The sequence below is a fragment of the Nostoc sp. JL33 genome (assembly GCF_017114985.1).
Classification (GTDB): domain Bacteria; phylum Cyanobacteriota; class Cyanobacteriia; order Cyanobacteriales; family Nostocaceae; genus Nostoc.
Map to the genome: position 1 here is coordinate 22,854 of NZ_JABXKP010000044.1, position 18,335 is coordinate 41,188.

Consider the following 18,335-nt stretch of genomic DNA (forward strand, 5'->3'; position numbering starts at 1 on the left):
AGAACCCTTGTAGAGACGTAGCACTGCTACGTCTCTACATTCATTTTCTTTTCCTTTGTCTTTTGGTTAAGTCAGTTGGGGTAAAATCTCACATACAGAGAAGGGGAAAATTTTCCCCTTTTGTTTTAATATCCTTTACTTAATCTCAGAGCGATCGCAATGGTAGGGATAAAGCCACTCACACTTGAAGAGTCCGTGGGTATGTTTCTCAAAAAAGGTTCCTGCATGGCGTCCAGGTGATATATCGATCCCAGCTTTCGTTTTAATCTCATATAACCAAGGAAACGCAACTACTAAAATAGCTATGACACTGAACAGGTACAGAATCGTAGTTCTAATGTTGAGGAATCTTAGGGAATTGCTATTGTGATTTTGAGGCATAGAAAATGAGAAACTAATAGCCACCCCATCCTAACCTAAAGCTGAAAATATCGCCGGAAACGGGGATCAATGTTGTCTGTTTTCTGCTGATTGCACGTAAAGCAGAGGGTTTGGAGATTGCTGATATCGTTTTGACCGCCACGGGCGAGGGGAATAATATGGTCAATGCTGAGGTTAGTTTCTAAAGTAGTTTTACCGCAGCTTTGGCATTGGTATTTGTCACGTTGAAAAACATATTTCTTGACTGACGGCGGGATACGAATGCGGGGAGTTTTGCTCATTTTATCTCTAGTTGCTAAGAAATCCTGACAAGCTAGGTACATCTACCCAAGTTGCTTTTGTATGAGATTCATGGGATAAATCCATCAACAACTGAGAATAAATTCCTTCTCGCAGCGATGGTATAATCTCCTGATTGTGGTCAATTCCTTGCAGCCATTGGTCTACTACGCGGATAAATGCACAAATGCGCCCATCAGCATAATTTTTCGGAAAAATTAACCGATTCGGTATTTCTATTTCCGTTAAAGGTTTACCTGGCTGGGAACCCCAAACACGAAAACCATGTATATAATCTTTTTGATTTTCACTGCCCAAAATTAATGTACCGCGATCGCCATATACTTCTACCCAATGGGTTCTTGCTGCATGAACAACCGCACTGATCGAAAGTTGGCAAGGTGTGCCATTTGCTAATTCCAGGGTTAATATACAGTTGTCATCTGTATCCACTGGCTTAGATTCCCCACTCACAGGGTCAACTCGTGTGGGAATAGCTGTAGTTAAATGGGCGCTTAATCTGCGGACTGGGCCGAACAACCAGTGAATGTAATCGAAGGCGTGGGAACCTAAAGATCCCAATGCACCGCCTCCTTTTTCTTTAGAAGAATACCAATTCCAAGGGCGTGAAGTATCAGCACGAGAAGAACCTAACCAATCAATTTTAATTAGGCGCAACTCACCCACATAATCTTCTGACAATAATTCCGCAAATAACTGCCATGCTGGTACAAAGCGAAATTCAAAGTCTACAGTTGCAATCACGCCTTTTGCTTTAGCTAACTGATAAAGTTCTTTAGCCTCAACTGCATTTAAAGTTGTTGGTTTTTCCAGTAATAAATGTTTTCCAGCTTCCAGTACAGTTTTTGCCATTTCATAGTGCAAAAATGGCGGCGTAGAAATGCTAACTGCTTGCACTGCTGGCAATGCCACAATATCTGTAAGTGAGTCGTAAGCGTGGGGGATATTATGGGATTCTGCTATAGCTTTGGCTTTCTTTATATCTCGGTGATAAACAGCAACTACCTCAGTGCGAGGATGTGCTTGGAATCCAGGGATGTGGACTTTTTGACCAAATCCAGTGCCTGCGATGGCTACGCCCGCCGCAGGCATCGCAATCCCAATCATATGATCATTTACTCCCATAATTATACAACTTCCTATTTACTTAATAATATCATTTTATCTATCAATATAGGTTGAGCCTTAATCATTTTTTATCGGAGAACCCTAATTGTCAAAGGATAACGATAATGCTGACCTTTGTAAGCTTTTATAGCGGCAAAAGTCACTACAAATAATTGTCCTATTAGGATTAATAATATTAATGGCATGAACACAATTAGTAAACTGTCTAGAGTTATTTGTACTTGATTTGACTTATTAGTAGCCACTACCCAAATAAAATTCGTTGCTACCACAAATAAGGAGATTGCCATGACAAGTAAGGTATATAATGTCCAAGTAATTTGAAAATTCAAGGATTCCTTTCCTTGGAAATCAATCCAGGGATATTGTGATTTTCTAAATCGCCAAATCACGAGTGGAGGCAAAAGATATAAAGGAATGCCAATAAATACCAAAAAATACAATAATATCCACCCTAATAAAGCCGAAAAATGACACAACATCCCCCAGATACGCATTTGTGGTTTAGGTTTTTCTCTCATGGCTTTTTATATGTAAGTAGATTTAACAAATAATTCTCTATTGTAATTATCTATAAAAAAGCCAAACAAGAGCTTAAAATCTGAGTATTTCTCGGTGATAATTTTCTTTAAGAGGTTCTATTTCCCAGACTATGCCTTCTCCTGGCTCCAAAGCAAATTCTATGTCGTAAGCTTAATAACATTAACGGATTTTCAATATGCTAGTTAAAATAACTGTAATTGCGATCGCAGTAATGTTAGTGGGTACGGAAAATCGAGAAGCGCTTGCAGACTTGCAATCTTCTACTCAGGATAGGGCTGGTGGTATTGTGACACCGAAAGCTACGATCCAGACAGAGGGCGGGTATGCTAAATATGGTGATTATGTAGGAGCCACTTCAGTAGATACCCAGGCGAGGGAATTTTCTCAGAAAGTTGTCAAAGATATCCAGATTCGTTTTATTAATCAAAAAGGTGAATTGCTCGATGACAAAGGTCAGCCGATCAAAGGGCGTACTCAGAAAGATTTTATCATCGGTCTGCTGAGACTCAAACCTGGTCAGGTATTTCGTGAAGATTTACTTAAAGCAGACTTGCAACGATTGAGGAGATTAGAGTCATTTAATCAAGTCAATGTTTACCGAGAAGAAGATACCTCCAGCGTTAATATCATCTATGAAATCAAAGAGCGTAGCTTCCCTTCTCTACTCTTAGGAGGCGGTAATAACGATGATGTTGGGCTATACGGTCGCGTGGGTTATAAAGATGCAAATATCAGTGGTCTTAACGATAAATTAGATACAATGGTGCAGATAAGCACTAAAGATGTCCAGTTTAATGGTCAATTCACCAGCCCTTATCGTCCTGGAGAACCAAACCGCTTAGGCTATAGCATTAGAGCTTTTCGTCGTCGAGATATATCGGGAACCTTCAACGAAGATATCAGATTAGCTAACGGCGATAGAGTGCGGGAGGGAAGATTTGGCGGTTCTGTGGGAGTTTTAGGGGCTTTTGATGATTGGGATACATCAGTGGCACTCAACTATACCAGAATTAGCCTACGCGATCACGAATATAACGTTGCACAGGTCGATAGCTTAGGGAGTCCCCTATCTGTGAGCGGTACTGGCATTGATGATCTATTTACAATATCATTTGCTGTATCCAAAGATCAACGCGATCGCAAAGACAATCCGACTCAAGGATCAATCCTCACCCTCAGCACAGAACAAGCGATTCCCATTGGACTGGGGAATATTTCCCGCAACCGCCTACGGGGAGACTATATTCAGTATTTACCAGTCAGTTGGATAGGTAAGGGTAGACCAAGCGACAATCCCGAAATGTTGGCGATTAATTTACAAATTGGTACGACTATTGGAGACTTTCCCCCAGCTGATGCCTTTAATATTGGCGGACTAGATTCTGTCAGAGGTTACGGTTATGGTAAAGTTGCCAGTGGTCGGAGTTATGGTTTAGCTTCCGTGGAATATCGGTTTCCAATTTTTCAGTCAATAGGAGGAGTTTTCTTTACTGACTTCGCCTCAGATTTCGGGTCTAGCGACACCGTGCTAGGAGAACCAGGAGTGCTGCGAGACAAACCTGGAAGTGGCTTTGGTTACGGCTTAGGATTACGAGTCAAGTCATCCTTTGGGCTGATTCGAGGCGACTTAGGAATTAGCGACCAAGGAGAAATTAGATTTGAAGTTACCACAGGTCAGCGATTTTAATCCCATTAGTTTTTACTCCGCGTTCCTCTGCGTTAACCTTCGCGTTCCTCTGCGTTTAAATCTTCTCTCCCCAATCCCTTTCAAGACCCCTTCTAGGGGTTAGTTGAGCGAAAAATCCAATCTGAACATGAAAAACTTGCAAGTTGTAGAAAAAGGGTTTTCATCCGTCCCAATTATTGATATCAGCGCCTTGGTTTCTGGAAAAGGCGATCGCTATTCCGTTGCATCTCAAATCAAACAAGCGTGTCAAGAATCGGGGTTTTTCTATATTATCGGACATGGTATAGATAAAAATTTGCAGCAGCGACTCGAAGAACTCAGCCGACAGTTTTTCGCCCAGGATTTGGAAACCAAACTTAAAATCCGCATGGCATTGGCAGGTATTGCATGGCGAGGCTATTTCCCCATTGGTGGCGAACTTACATCCGGTAAACCCGACTTGAAAGAAGGTATTTACTTTGGCACCCAACTGGGAGAAGAACACCCACTAGTACAAGCTGGTACTCCTATGCATGGTTCCAACCTCTTCCCCGCCAATATCCCCGAATTTGGCGAAACACTGCTTGAATATATGGAGGCGATGACAAACTTGGGACACACTCTGATGATTGGTATAGCCCTGAGTTTGGGATTAGAAGAATCCTACTTTGCTGACCGTTATACCTCAGATCCTTTAGTGCTGTTTCGCATCTTCAACTATCCTCCAAATTTATCACCGTCAGATGGTGAACCAATATGGGGCGTTGGCGAACATACTGATTATGGCGTTCTGACCATTCTCAAGCAAGACGACTCAGGTGGATTAGAGGTTAAATCCAAGTCAGGTTGGGTTGTTGCGCCTCCCGTTCCCGGTTCCTTTGTGTGCAACATTGGCGATATGTTAGAGAAGATGACCGCAGGTTTGTATCGTTCTACACCTCACCGTGTACAAAACCAGTCCCAAAATCATCGCCTTTCGTTCCCCTTCTTTTTCGATCCCAATTTCGATGTAGAAGTGAAGCCGATTGAATTAGATAATATAGTAGCGAATGATCATATAGGCGATCGCTGGGATCAAGCTAACGTTCATGATTTTCGCGGAACCTATGGTGATTATGTGTTGAGTAAGGTGTCTAAGGTTTTTCCAGAGTTGCGGCGATCGCTATTATAGGGTTTCAAGCCATTTCTTCTTTATTAGTCCTCTTCTGGTTAGGTTTTTGTATGTCAAATGCGCCCAAGGGTAGGTGTACAAATTCCCCAGCCCTAAAAAAGTGCTTCTATCTCAACACCAGCAAGCATTTCACCCCACTAATTACTCAATAGGAATCCGCGCAATCTCTGAAATGCTTACAAAGCCTGGGTTTCAGCCTTCAACCTTTCCCGACACTCTTCCCAAACGAATTCTCTAATGCTATGATTGCTCTTGAACCGCGCAACTGCACCTTGAAAACTAAATACACATGGGCTTTCAGGCTCCCGCCGGAATTGCAATTCATCAAAATCCCTATTAGGGATTGAAACTTCAGATGCTTTTGATAGCAATGCAGAAATGCTAATTGCAATTCATCAAAATCCCTATTAGGGATTGAAACTGAATATATTTAAGACTAGCATAGGACAATGAGAATTGCAATTCATCAAAATCCCTATTAGGGATTGAAACTACTGACGGAGTACCTAAACTTATAGGGGATCATAAAATTGCAATTCATCAAAATCCCTATTAGGGATTGAAACACATTGAATCCTAAGCTGGTCAAGGCTGCGTTGATTGCAATTCATCAAAATCCCTATTAGGGATTGAAACCGTTTTCCTAAGTCCCCAAAGTTTATTTGGCTTAGGATTGCAATTCATCAAAATCCCTATTAGGGATTGAAACTCTCAGAAAACTTAAGGAAGCCGGGGGGCGATCGGGATTGCAATTCATCAAAATCCCTATTAGGGATTGAAACTCAGCATCTTTCCTGTCACCTTGACTACCCAAGCTGAATTGCAATTCATCAAAATCCCTATTAGGGATTGAAACAGAACAGATTTTATCTACCCAAGAGTTGACCCTGATTGCAATTCATCAAAATCCCTATTAGGGATTGAAACAGCACCTGCGGTATTGAGGATAGGAACCCAGTTAGATTGCAATTCATCAAAATCCCTATTAGGGATTGAAACAAATATAACCAATGCGGTTACTAGCGCACTAAAAATTGCAATTCATCAAAATCCCTATTAGGGATTGAAACAACCAATCAGGTTCTATTACCACAGGACTTACACATTGCAATTCATCAAAATCCCTATTAGGGATTGAAACACGAAAAATAGTGCGGATATATCAAAAAGCCAAGCTATTGCAATTCATCAAAATCCCTATTAGGGATTGAAACAGGTCTAGACCGTGCTGAGGACAAAGCCCAGCAGATTGCAATTCATCAAAATCCCTATTAGGGATTGAAACTGCACAATTTCTTTGGCAGCCCAGACTCGGATTTTATTGCAATTCATCAAAATCCCTATTAGGGATTGAAACATTGATTCTTTAAGACAATAGATTGGGGCATTTTGCTAAATTGCAATTCATCAAAATCCCTATTAGGGATTGAAACTTAGCAATATTTAGACCAAACATAATAACCCCATGAAATTGCAATTCATCAAAATCCCTATTAGGGATTGAAACTTAGTTTATGCAGTAATGACCAAAAAACATAGTATATTGCAATTCATCAAAATCCCTATTAGGGATTGAAACAGACAAGTGGAAGAGAAAGCTGCAAGCCAAAAAATTGCAATTCATCAAAATCCCTATTAGGGATTGAAACGAATCAACTAGTGGCACTTCAACCCCTACTACTGTGCCTTCTAATTGCAATTCATCAAAATCCCTATTAGGGATTGAAACCTCGACCAATACCACCTTTAGATTTATCACCCAAAATTGCAATTCATCAAAATCCCTATTAGGGATTGAAACATTTAGAACAACAATTAAAATACGCCAAAGCGCGGGAAATTGCAATTCATCAAAATCCCTATTAGGGATTGAAACAATTGCAGATCCAGAGCATCCAGCCTATGGTTGCATCGAAAAATTGCAATTCATCAAAATCCCTATTAGGGATTGAAACCCATCTTCCTCAGTAATAGTAATTTCAAAAACAGATTGCAATTCATCAAAATCCCTATTAGGGATTGAAACCCCTATTATCTTGAAGGTACTTTTCCTTTAAATATTGCAATTCATCAAAATCCCTATTAGGGATTGAAACTTATTTCGACTCCACTGTGAAACCACTCTCGGAATTGCAATTCATCAAAATCCCTATTAGGGATTGAAACGCTTCCTGCGAGAAATTAAAGAAAAAATTTCAGATGATATTGCAATTCATCAAAATCCCTATTAGGGATTGAAACTCCTTAGCTTTTTTGAAATCCTTTCCAAGTTTGTTTATTGCAATTCATCAAAATCCCTATTAGGGATTGAAACCTTATGCCTACTTTATCAGAAGTTATTAGACCTATTGCAATTCATCAAAATCCCTATTAGGGATTGAAACTATTTATTCTCATGTGCTGAAAGTCTCGGTAGATGATCTCAAATTGCAATTCATCAAAATCCCTATTAGGGATTGAAACATAACATAATTTACCCAATCTTGAATTGCTGTAATTTATTGCAATTCATCAAAATCCCTATTAGGGATTGAAACGGTAAACACGCCGCATTCTTTGAGGATGCCACCCCCAGATTGCAATTCATCAAAATCCCTATTAGGGATTGAAACTTAACAATTCTGGAAACTCCTTTCTTAAAAATCTTATTGCAATTCATCAAAATCCCTATTAGGGATTGAAACTCTCTCAGCAGATAGCTTGCTTGTTAAGCTTATCCGTGGTTAAATTAAAATACGGCATCTCCATCAATTTATCGTAGTTTGTTGACGACTCAATTACCACAAATTAACTTGTCAGCCACAAAGTAAATATAAAACTTTCCATGCCTATCCAAACTATTGGTATTTTAAGTCCAGGTGACATGGGACAAGCGATCGCAGCTGTTCTGAATCAAAATGGATTGAAAACTATTGCTGCTCTAGACGATCGCAGTGAACGAACTCGGCAATTAGCAGCCGCAGCCAACATCCAAGATGTGGGTTCCCTCACGCAACTAGTAATTGAATCTGATGTAGTCTTGTCAGTTCTAGTCCCCGCAGCAGCCACCGAAGCAGCAAAGCAAGTAGCTGAGGCGATCAGTAATGTTGGTAAACCCATTCTCTATGTTGACTGTAATGCGATCGCACCCCAAAAAGTCATAAATATTGCTCAACTTATTGAATCAGTCGGGGGAACATTCGTAGATGCATCAATTATTGGCCCACCACCGCGAGTCCCCAATCGCACCCGCATTTATACTTCGGGAAAACAGGCCAGTCAACTCCAACAACTGCGAGATCATGGCTTGGATGTGCGGGTGATTGGTGATGAAATTGGTCAGGCTTCCGGGTTGAAAATGTCCTACGCAGCTCTGACAAAAGGACTGACAGCAATCGGCACAGAATTACTAATTGCAGCGCATCGTTTGGGGTTGGATAAGCAACTATGGGATGAAGTCTCTACTAGCCAACAGGAACTTGCTAGCATCTTAACCCGTTCGATTCCATCAATGACACCGAAAGCGCATCGTTGGATAGGAGAAATGGAAGAGATTGCAGAAACCTTTAAAGAGTTAGGTCTGACTGAGCGCATTTTTTACGGAGCAGCCGATGTTTACCGCTTGGTGAAAGAAACATCTTTGGGTAAAGAAACACCAGAAGAGTCTAATCGCGATCGCCCATTGGATGAAATCATTACAACCCTCTCCAATGAAACAATCTCCGACTCCTAATCTTGAGTATTTTATAGATCAATACGCTTGGGTTAAGGCTTTATCCTCCCTAACCCTCCTTAAAAAGGAGGGAATTAGAGCAAGCCTTTTTAAGGAGTTGATCTTACAGCATCCGTAAGTTGGACTTTGCCTTAAAAAGGAGGAAATTTAGCCCCCCTTTTTAAGGGGGGTTGGGGGGATCTTCCGGCGCGAAATATCAACTAATACCAAGCGTATTGTTTTATAGATAGGGTAAAAAGCGAGAATCTATGACTCAAGAGCAATGGACTGCGGTCGATCATTACTTTACCGATCTGCTTGTGCCGCCCGACCCCGCGCTGGATGCGGCGCTCCAGACCAGCGCTGCGGCCGGACTGCCACCGCACAACGTTTCGCCAAACCAGGGCAAGCTGCTGCTGCTGTTGGCGCAAATCCAAGGGGCGCGAACCATCCTAGAGATTGGCACGCTGGGCGGCTACAGTACTATCTGGCTGGCGCGGGCACTACCTAGCGACCGCCGTCTGATCACGCTGGAGGTTGACCCAAAGCACGCCGAAATCGCCCGCGTCAACATCGCCCACGCTGGTCTGTCTGATATCGTTGACCTGCGCCTTGGACAGGCACTCTCGACGCTGCCACAGATTGCTGCCGAGGGTCATACATTTGACCTGATCTTCATTGACGCCGACAAGCCAAACAATCCAGATTACTTCACATGGGCACTCAAGCTTTCCCGTAGCGGTAGCCTAATCATCGCCGATAATGTCGTGCGTAACGGAGCGGTGGTTGATTCAAGCAGCAGCGATCCTAGTGTCCAGGGAGTGCGCCGCTTCAACGAATTGCTTGCCTCAGAGCCGCGTGTCAACGCCACCGCAATCCAAACTGTGGGCAGCAAAGGATACGACGGCTTCGCGATCGCGATCGTCACTACTGACCAATAGAGGATTGAGCCAAGAACCGTAAGGCAATTGAGGGTTAAATTTTAAAGGCATAGGAACGCAAAGAATTCGCTACGAATTAATCAAATAGTTGTACTAAGATTACCTAAATTGCCGAGTGCTCCGGCGTAGCCCGCCTTCTCTACGAGACGCTCCGCGAACGGCATCGCCACCTCTTTCCTAAAATCAGAATAATCATCTGCTAATAACCAAAAATAGCAAGAGATTGTTATTTGGTCAGTCTTGGGAACGATTTCGTGGGAACAGGTAGGCGATCGCAGCGTAACCCGAAACACTGACTAAACTAACCAAAAAAACAGCCAGAATAAAAGTAGACATAATGTTATACTATATGCATTTCCAAAATCTCGACATCCATCAAAAAACAAGATTTTGGATACTTTAAAATTAGCAATTGCGTATGACACAGCCGTGACTAGCTTGTGTCAATCCCTTGTATCTCAAGGGTTTTGACTGAACTTAAGCCAAAGGCAGAAAAAACCGAAACGTACTACCAACTCCCAATTCGCTTTCTACTTGAATCTGACCGCCTTGTAGTTCAATCAAACGACGGGAAATAGTTAAGCCGATACCAGTGCCTCCCGAATGGCGATCGCGCGATTGATCAGCTCGCCAGAAGCGCTCAAACACATGGGGCAAATTTTCTGGAGCGATACCAATACCTGTATCTATAACCGCAATCCAGAGTTGAGATCCTTCAGTCCCAGCACGAATGGTAATTGAACCTTCATTAGTATAATGCACTGCATTACCTAGCAGATTAACCAACACCTGTTCTGTGCGGTCAATATCTGCCAATACAGGAGGTAGCACAGATGGACATTGCAATACCAGAACTGGCCCATCTTCCAACAGCTGGTCGGTGAATTTCTCCACTAATGACTCTAACAACGGGCGCAGATTTACCCGTTGGATATTAATTGGCAGATAACCAGCTTCTGCCTTAGACAGTTCTTGTAAATCGTTCACCAACCGCTCTAAACGCCTAGTTTCTCTAGCTAAACGCCGATAAATTTCAGGAGACGCTTCAATTTGTCCATCAGCCAGTTCTTCCAAGTAACCGCGCACCACTGTTAACGGTGTTCGTAGCTCATGGGTCATGTCTCCAATCACTTCTCGCCGCCGCGCTTCTACCCCTTCTAAACTAGCTGCCATCCGGTTGAAACTAGTACTCAGTCCACTGAGTTCTGGAATGTCAGACACAGGTAATCGTGCATCCATCTGACCAGCAGCAAATTTTTGGGTGATTTGTTCCATTTCCGTCAATCGCTGCATAATCCGTCTGGACACCCAGTAACTCAATCCTCCGGCGGCGGTAGTACCGACTAAGACAGACCAAATAGTGCTTCGCTGCCAAGCAAGTTCAAATCCGGCAACCAATTCAGTACGGACATCGATTAAGTCGAACCCCTGATTTTCTAATCGTTCCAAATGCAAGACAAAGAAGCGGGGAGAAGAGATTTTGCTGATGCTCACCAGACTAGCTACCCCCACGAGCATTACTACTAAGTGGGAGAAAAATAGGCGCGTTCTCAGCCCCATCTTCATATATTTACGCTACCGGAGGATCTTCAAATTTATAGCCAACCCCAACAACAGTTTTAATAAAAGTAGGATTCGCCGGATCAGGCTCAATCTTTTTTCGCAACCGAGCTACATGAGTATCCACAACTCGTTCATCGCCAAAAAAGTTATCTCCCCAAAGTTTATCAATTAGTTGAGTACGGTTCCAAACTCGACCCGGATTGCTGACAAAGGTGGTTAGCAAGTTAAATTCTAGGGTCGTTAAGTCCAAAATTTCAACCTCCTGAGAATTCAGCTGACGACTGGCAGTGCGCTGGTCTACATCTACGATAAAGTGTTGGGTACGATTGACTTGATTTTGTCCCCCTTGGCGGAGGCTACGCCGTAATAGTGCCCGCACCCTAGCTACCAACTCTCTGGGGCTAAAGGGTTTCACCATGTAATCATCAGCACCAGTAGACAGACCAATAACGCGATCGATTTCCTCACCCTTAGCCGTGAGCATCAAAATGTAAGGATCTTTTGCACCTGGTTTCTGGCGAATTCTGGCACAAACTTCTAACCCATCCAAACCAGGAATCATTAAATCTAGAATGATTAAATCAGGTGGTTGCTCCTGAAACATCCGCAAAGCATTCATGCCATCGCGGCTAATGCGACAAAAAAATCCTTCTTTTTCTAAAGAGAGTTCGATTAAATGAGCAATTTCTGGTTCATCTTCAACTATTAAAATATCCATTTCAACTAGGGCCAAGCAAAATACGCAGATTAAAGATTTGAATTTGACGAGGTGCGATAACTGTAACCAAGATGAGAATCTTTTTGAATGTGTGCTTTAATACTATCGAGGTCAATGAAGCAGTCAGCAACATCAATCAAGCTTTCACTAGTGGCCGTTTGTAGGCTGACCACTTCCACTCGAACTCCCATTCTGCTGACAGCGTTCACAGCATAGGCTAAATCTCCATCTCCACTGACTAAAACCGCAGTATCATAATAAGGAGCTAAAGTGATCATGTCTACAGCAATTTCTACATTCAGATTTGATTTTTTGAAATTCTCTGCTGCCAGAACAAGCTCTTTTGCCACTACACGATAGCCATGACGACGCATCCACAATAGAAAACCCTGTTGCTTTTCATTGCTGATATCAACCCCAGTATAAAAGAAAGCACGCAATAGTCTTGAACCGTTGGTTAAATGACAAAGCAATTTAACGTAGTCAATTTCTATGCCGAGTTGTAAAGCTGTATGAAATAGGCTTAAGCCATCAATAAAAATAGCAACTCGACCACGATTGAACCTATTAAAAATCGAATTATCAGGTGCAGTATCTTGCATCTTCTTAGTATCTTTACCTTTGACAGCAGTATCGCTCAAATTTTGCCCTTGCCAATGTGGTTTAGCTTTGAGTACTTTAGTTTCCTTAAATTCATTTCTTTGTTTGCTAAAATTAGTTATAATCATTGATACCTCTGATTTTAAAGCTGGAAAAAGTTTTGGATAAATTGTCTATAGTATAGTCTTTGCTGATTTATAACCCTAGCAGGTAATGGTCTTAAGTCACTACATGCAGATCAACTTAACTGGCGCTCAATCTTCCTTCAAAGTAGACAGCAGACGGGTTTTTCACTGTTGTCAGGGTTAGTTTGAGGAAATATTGCCTCTGCCCACAGATATGTTAATCTTTACCCACCGAGACAGCAAGAGTTTGGAGAAAATAAATCTTTTTCTAAGGGTAGGGGCAAGAATCTGCAAACGTTATCTATCTATATTTTATTTTAGCTCTGGATTTTTATAACCTTACAGCTAGGAAGTTGAGATTTACCGCAGGCTAAGGACGCTCAAATACTAACAGAGTTAGAAGCACTAATAATGTAATATGCCGCCCCTCAAAAGGTAAGTTGTCACAAAGCATTGACGAAAATACAAGATTCCCGACTTCTTTAAAGAAGTCGGGAATCTGAATCTTAGACTTTAGTTAACTTATTGTTAGATGTGTAGTAAACCTTACTACCAGTATCAGGGACAAAATGGCAGCTGATACATGAATTCCATACTGACTTCCAAATCGGTTCTTCCGATTTGTGGAAATACTCACCCATCACTGGTTTTATTGCCTCAGTTGCCTTCAGCAAATTGTAGTGAGGGATGTTAAGGAATATATGGTGAGCAACATGAGTACCGATATCGTGATGGATATGATTGATCAAACCATAATTACGGTCAATGCTAGAAATCGCACCTTTTAAGAAAGTCCAATCTTCTCCACGATACCAGGGAAGCTCTGGCTCAGTGTGGTGCAAGAATGTTACCAAATCTAGCCAAACGATGAATACAAGGTAAGGCACAGCGTAATATTTCAGTAACCACATCCAACCCCATTGGTAGGTGAGGAAACCTAGCAAACCTACCATGCCAATCAAAAGTACAGTACTAGTGATGACATCCCATTTTTCCGATGGTTTGAAAAGCGAACTACTGGGCAAGAAGTGGGAGCCTTCCTTATTAGGTGAACGCTTAAACAGATACAGAGGATAAGCCAAGAGAAAAACATAATATCTGCCTATCTTTTGGGCTAAAGGCATCTCATTATATTGTGATTCTGTCACAGGATACCAGCTTTCATCGTTATCGATATTGCCAGTATTTTTGTGATGGGTTCTGTGGCTAATTCGCCAACCATGATAAGGAACAAGTATTGGTGTGTGAGAAAGATGCCCAATCAAATCATTGAGCCATTTCTGCTTAGAAAAAGATTGGTGTCCGCAGTCATGTCCGACTACAAACAAAGCCCAAAACATCGTTCCTTGCATTAGCCAGAAAATCGGAAAGAAAAGCCAAGAATCCAGGTAATGAGCTACTGCATAAAGCAGACCGATAATCAGGATGTCACGAAAGAAGTAAAAAAGTGATTTTGTCACATTGGGTTGAAAGCATTCTGCAGGAATTGCAGCTTTTAAATCCTGAAGCGTGAAAGGTAATTTAGTCGCATCCTCAGACGTTTCACTGGTAAGAGGATTATTGAACGTGATGGTATTTGATTGCACTGGATTCTTTTGTTAGATAGAAATCGGAACTTTATTTGAGGCAAGATCCTCTCACTTCTATGATGCCCACGACAATAGCGATCGCTAACACACAAGAGGATAATCTCTGGCAATTTACCTAACAATTTTAGTCAGGAAACAATTGCCAGATTCTATTTAAACACAGCATAATAAACGCTCTCGTCGGTTCAAGAGCGTCAGTATCATCACAGCGCTATTTATCGCTTTGTGTAATATTCGTTGAAAGTCTTATAACCAGTATCAGTTGTGTACAATTGACACTGGTCTGTAATCTGCTTCATTAAAGGCCAAGAAAACTCACACTCATCATGCAGATAAGTCCCCCAATTTTCTTTGATGCTGCTGTAAGCTAGCCGCAAATTATAAGAAGGAATCGCAGTGGAAATATGATGAGGGACATGAACATTGATATCGTGGCACAAAATTTCTACCCAGCGCGGATAATCGCAATGGATAGTGCCAAATAGCTGTGCTAGACCTTCATTCCACTTATTCGCTGTCACAAAAGGAACATCTGCGGCAGTATGGTGAACAATAGTAAAAGTACTCATCCAAAAATGGTAAATCATCCAGGGTACTAGCCAAAACTTGACAAATCCCCAGATACCAGTTGTGGCGATCAGAATCGGGAAAGCGATCGCTGCAAACACAACTACCACCGCCACAGAAAGCTTGATACTCGATTGGTCTTTAGTTTTGAAATTCCGCCAATCAAAATGTATCACAGCCCAATGTCCAATGGAACCTACCCACCAGAGGCGTTTACGCATGAACAGTTCAAAAGCAGACTGCCGGGTTTTACCCCAATTTTCAAACGCTTCTGTTTGGATTGGATGCCAAGCGTTGTCCTCATCCAGCTTGTTGGTATGAGTATGGTGATAATTATGCTTAATGCGCCAACTATGAAAGGGGTAAATTAACGGCATCATGAAGAAGTGACCCACCAAATCATTTACCCAACGACGTTTGGCAAAAGACCTATGACCACAATCATGGGCAATTACAAAAAAACCTGTTAAAGCAGTGCCCGTAAAAATCCAAGCTAGGGGCAAAAGAAACCAAGGAGTGATGCTTAGGCTGTAGTAGCCCAAGGCAACTGCCAAGACACTTAGCAGTACTTGTGTCCAAGCTTTGCGACGGTTCTGTTGAAAACATTCCCGTGGCACGGTTTTGACAATATCTTTGAGCCTCAGGTCGGAATTACTAGGCTCGTCACTTACTTTCTGGCTATTAATTATTGATGTAGTCATGGACACCTGAAAAAGAACAAACTCCTCCACCAAGTCACCAAAAAGCAACTTGCCGCAAAATTTCTTAATATTAGCGCTTCGGATTATAGCAATCTAACCGACACAAGCGCACCTGTAAATAGCTTTTTCAAAACTGAGAAGTTAGAAGTTAATCAGCTATGAGTTAAAAAAGGTAGACATCCTAACTCCTGTAAAGACGCGATTAATCGCGTCTCTACTCCTAACTCCTGTACAGACGCGATTAATCGCGTCTCTAACTAATTTTTGCTGGGGCTAACTTCACATTAGTAGCCAGACCAACTGCTTGTAGCAATTGAACTGTCATCCAGGTTAAATCGATTTCCCACCATTCCAGCCCATGACGAGCTGAGTATTGAAAAGCATGATGGTTATTGTGCCAGCCTTCACCGAAAACTAGTACGGCTACCCACCAGCAATTAGTTGAGCGATCGCCAGAATCATAGCTCTGATAGCCAAATTTATGAGTAGCGCTATTCACCAACCAAGTGCAGTGGTAAACCCAGACAATGCGAACAAAAATTCCCCAAACAACGAACGGCCAGCCACCCAGAAGTAAAAGCAATACACCTAGAGCAACCTGGATCAAAATGAAATATTTTTCTAAAAACTGATAAACTGGGTCTTCGGCAATGTCTTTGGTGAAACGAGGAACATCAGCGTGAGCGGGACAGTAGTGAATCAGCCAATCCATGTGGCTCCACCAGAAGCCTTTATTGGAATCATGGGGATCAGCGTCAGTATCCGAGTGCAAATGATGGATACGATGTGTCCCGATCCACTCAATTGGGCCTCCTTGACAGGAGAGTGTCCCAAAGAAAACCAGAAGATACTCTAGCCACTTGGGAGTTTGAAAACTGCGGTGGGTGACAAGGCGATGAAATCCTAGAGTAACGCCTAAGCCGCCAGTCACCCAATACAGCAAGAAACCCACACCAACTGCCGTCCAGCTAAAGTTACCAGGAACAAAGGCAAATAAAGCGCCGATGTGCAGTGCAATGAAGAACAGGGTATTAACCCAGTTAATTTGAGGTTTAGTTGAGGTAGCAATTGTCATGCAGTAACCTGAATTTGAATTTTCCAGCCTAGTCTGCGCGATCTAATAATCCGCATATCTATAATTTAATTTTTTTTTGAACGAGGAACTGATGAACAGCTTAGAACAGCTGCGGCAAGCAGAACAGGCACTATTAGAAATTTTTTCTGGAATTGACACTCAGGTAAAGCATAATCTAAAACGAGTGCTGGATGCTTTTCGTAATCACCGTGTGGGCGCACACCACTTCGCTGGTGTAAGTGGCTATGGTCACGATGATTTAGGACGAGAAACTTTAGATAAAGTTTTTGCCGAAGTTATGGGTTCTGAAGCTGCGGCCGTGCGGGTGCAGTTCGTTTCGGGAACTCATGCGATCGCCTGTGCTTTGTTTGGTGTACTCCGTCCTGGAGATGAAATGTTAGCAGTGGTCGGTTCTCCCTACGATACACTTGAAGAAGTCATTGGTTTACGGGGTCAAGGTCAAGGCTCTCTTATTGAGTTTGGCATAAATTACCGTCAGCTAGAGCTAACCCCAGAAGGAACAGTGGATTGGCAAGCTTTAAGCCATATAGTGGATGACAAAACTCGTTTAGTATTAATTCAGCGTTCTTGTGGCTATTCTTGGCGACCTAGTTTATCAATTGCCGATATTGAAAAAATCATCCATTTGGTAAAACAGCAAAACCCAAACACTGTTTGCTTTGTGGATAACTGCTACGGCGAATTTATCGAAACAAAGGAACCTACAGCCGTAGGTGCTGATTTAATGGCGGGGTCACTGATTAAAAACCCTGGTGGTACCATTGTCAGCGCTGGCGGTTATATCGCCGGTCGCGCCGACTTAGTGGAAGCAGCCGCCTGTCGTCTCACGGCTCCTGGTATCGGTAGTTATGGCGGTGCTACTTTTGACCAAAATCGCCTGCTGTTCCAAGGCTTATTTCTAGCGCCGCAGATGGTCGGAGAGGCGATGAAAGGGACTTATCTTACTGGTTATGTATTTGACAAACTGGGTTATCCAGTGAATCCCGCACCTCTGGCTCCCCGTGGGGATGTAATTCAGGCAATAAAACTCGGTTCTGCCGAAAAGCTAATTGCTTTCTGTAAAGCCATACAACAGCATTCTCCTATCGGTTCCTACTTAGACCCGGTTCCAGATGAGATGCCGGGGTATGAGAGCCAAGTAGTCATGGCTGGCGGAACATTTATAGAAGGGAGTACTTTGGAATTATCAGCAGATGGGCCTTTGCGTGAACCCTATGTGGTTTATTGCCAGGGAGGAACTCATTGGACTCATGTGGCGATCGCCTTGGAGGCTGCGATCAATGCAGTAGGAAGTGCGGATATAAAATTATAGCACATATTCCGCAGCGCGTGAGGTTTATTGAGAAATTAGTGAAAGGCGATGCCTACGGCGGGCTTCTCTACGAGACGCTACGCGAACGCCAACGCATTTGCTATTTCGGCGATGCCTACGGCTGGCTACGCCTACGCATTTGCTATTTCGGCGATGCCTACGGCTGGCTACGCCTACGCATTTGTTATTTCGGCGAACCCATTTGTTATTTCGGCGATGCCTACGGCTGGCTACGCCTACGCA

16 protein-coding genes and 1 CRISPR repeat array are annotated in these 18,335 nt (G+C 42.6%); of the genes, 6 read left to right on the forward strand and 10 right to left on the reverse strand.

Features of this window, described 5'->3' with window-relative positions; translation table 11 throughout:
* Positions 1 to 135 precede the first annotated feature (135 nt).
* From HWQ23_RS11955 to HWQ23_RS11970, 4 genes are all read right to left on the reverse strand, one after another.
* On the reverse strand, positions 136 to 381 hold the full coding sequence (locus HWQ23_RS11955; protein ID WP_292828248.1) for a hypothetical protein: 246 nt from the start codon (positions 379 to 381) through the stop codon (positions 136 to 138).
* Between the two features lie 35 nt (positions 382 to 416).
* Positions 417 to 662, reverse strand: coding sequence for an HNH endonuclease (locus HWQ23_RS11960; RefSeq protein ID WP_292828251.1), 246 nt, complete (start codon positions 660 to 662; stop codon positions 417 to 419).
* A gap of 7 nt (positions 663 to 669) precedes the next feature.
* Positions 670 to 1,806: a Gfo/Idh/MocA family protein gene (locus HWQ23_RS11965; RefSeq protein ID WP_292828253.1), complete on the reverse strand. Its 1,137-nt coding sequence runs from the start codon at positions 1,804 to 1,806 to the stop codon at positions 670 to 672.
* 71 nt (positions 1,807 to 1,877) lie between these two features.
* Positions 1,878 to 2,330, reverse strand: coding sequence for a DUF4870 domain-containing protein (locus tag HWQ23_RS11970; RefSeq protein WP_292828255.1), 453 nt, complete (start codon positions 2,328 to 2,330; stop codon positions 1,878 to 1,880).
* A 197-nt stretch (positions 2,331 to 2,527) separates the two neighbouring features.
* On the opposite strand from HWQ23_RS11970, the gene HWQ23_RS11975 reads away from it, so the two are divergent.
* From HWQ23_RS11975 to HWQ23_RS11990, 4 genes are all read left to right on the forward strand, one after another.
* Positions 2,528 to 4,039, forward strand: coding sequence for a BamA/TamA family outer membrane protein (locus HWQ23_RS11975; protein ID WP_292828257.1), 1,512 nt, complete (start codon positions 2,528 to 2,530; stop codon positions 4,037 to 4,039).
* Positions 4,040 to 4,166: 127 nt separating this feature from the next.
* Entirely contained in the window at positions 4,167 to 5,189 is a 1,023-nt protein-coding gene (locus HWQ23_RS11980) for an isopenicillin N synthase family dioxygenase (protein ID WP_292828259.1), read from the forward strand.
* A 313-nt stretch (positions 5,190 to 5,502) separates the two neighbouring features.
* A CRISPR array of direct repeats spans positions 5,503 to 7,873; the repeat unit is 37 nt; unit sequence ATTGCAATTCATCAAAATCCCTATTAGGGATTGAAAC.
* 140 nt (positions 7,874 to 8,013) lie between these two features.
* Complete coding sequence (locus HWQ23_RS11985) at positions 8,014 to 8,901, forward strand: NAD(P)-dependent oxidoreductase (RefSeq protein WP_292828262.1); 888 nt, start codon at positions 8,014 to 8,016, stop codon at positions 8,899 to 8,901.
* Between the two features lie 248 nt (positions 8,902 to 9,149).
* Positions 9,150 to 9,821 (forward strand): O-methyltransferase, encoded by a 672-nt coding sequence (locus HWQ23_RS11990; RefSeq protein WP_292828263.1) that lies wholly within the window; start codon positions 9,150 to 9,152, stop codon positions 9,819 to 9,821.
* A gap of 477 nt (positions 9,822 to 10,298) precedes the next feature.
* Here HWQ23_RS11990 and HWQ23_RS11995 read toward each other — a convergent pair whose 3' ends face one another.
* From HWQ23_RS11995 to HWQ23_RS12020, 6 genes are all read right to left on the reverse strand, one after another.
* The gene (locus HWQ23_RS11995; protein WP_292828265.1) at positions 10,299 to 11,387 is read right to left on the reverse strand and encodes a sensor histidine kinase; all 1,089 of its coding nucleotides are present in this window, start codon (positions 11,385 to 11,387) and stop codon (positions 10,299 to 10,301) included.
* A 4-nt stretch (positions 11,388 to 11,391) separates the two neighbouring features.
* On the reverse strand, positions 11,392 to 12,102 hold the full coding sequence (locus tag HWQ23_RS12000; protein WP_292828268.1) for a response regulator transcription factor: 711 nt from the start codon (positions 12,100 to 12,102) through the stop codon (positions 11,392 to 11,394).
* Between the two features lie 29 nt (positions 12,103 to 12,131).
* Positions 12,132 to 12,830 (reverse strand): LabA-like NYN domain-containing protein, encoded by a 699-nt coding sequence (locus HWQ23_RS12005; protein WP_292828271.1) that lies wholly within the window; start codon positions 12,828 to 12,830, stop codon positions 12,132 to 12,134.
* Positions 12,831 to 13,333: 503 nt separating this feature from the next.
* A complete protein-coding gene (locus HWQ23_RS12010) occupies positions 13,334 to 14,413 on the reverse strand; it encodes a fatty acid desaturase (RefSeq protein WP_292828274.1) in 1,080 nt (359 codons plus the stop codon).
* Positions 14,414 to 14,631: 218 nt separating this feature from the next.
* Complete coding sequence (locus HWQ23_RS12015; protein ID WP_292828277.1) at positions 14,632 to 15,684, reverse strand: fatty acid desaturase; 1,053 nt, start codon at positions 15,682 to 15,684, stop codon at positions 14,632 to 14,634.
* A 253-nt stretch (positions 15,685 to 15,937) separates the two neighbouring features.
* On the reverse strand, positions 15,938 to 16,759 hold the full coding sequence (locus HWQ23_RS12020) for an acyl-CoA desaturase (RefSeq protein ID WP_292828280.1): 822 nt from the start codon (positions 16,757 to 16,759) through the stop codon (positions 15,938 to 15,940).
* A 91-nt stretch (positions 16,760 to 16,850) separates the two neighbouring features.
* Between HWQ23_RS12020 and HWQ23_RS12025 the strand changes: the two genes are divergently transcribed.
* Positions 16,851 to 18,092 carry a methionine gamma-lyase family protein gene (locus HWQ23_RS12025; RefSeq protein ID WP_292828282.1) on the forward strand — a complete coding sequence of 414 codons (1,242 nt, stop codon included), beginning with the start codon at positions 16,851 to 16,853 and terminating at the stop codon, positions 18,090 to 18,092.
* Between the two features lie 17 nt (positions 18,093 to 18,109).
* A partial coding sequence (locus HWQ23_RS12030; protein ID WP_292828285.1) for a hypothetical protein occupies positions 18,110 to 18,335 on the forward strand: 226 nt, incomplete at its 3' end.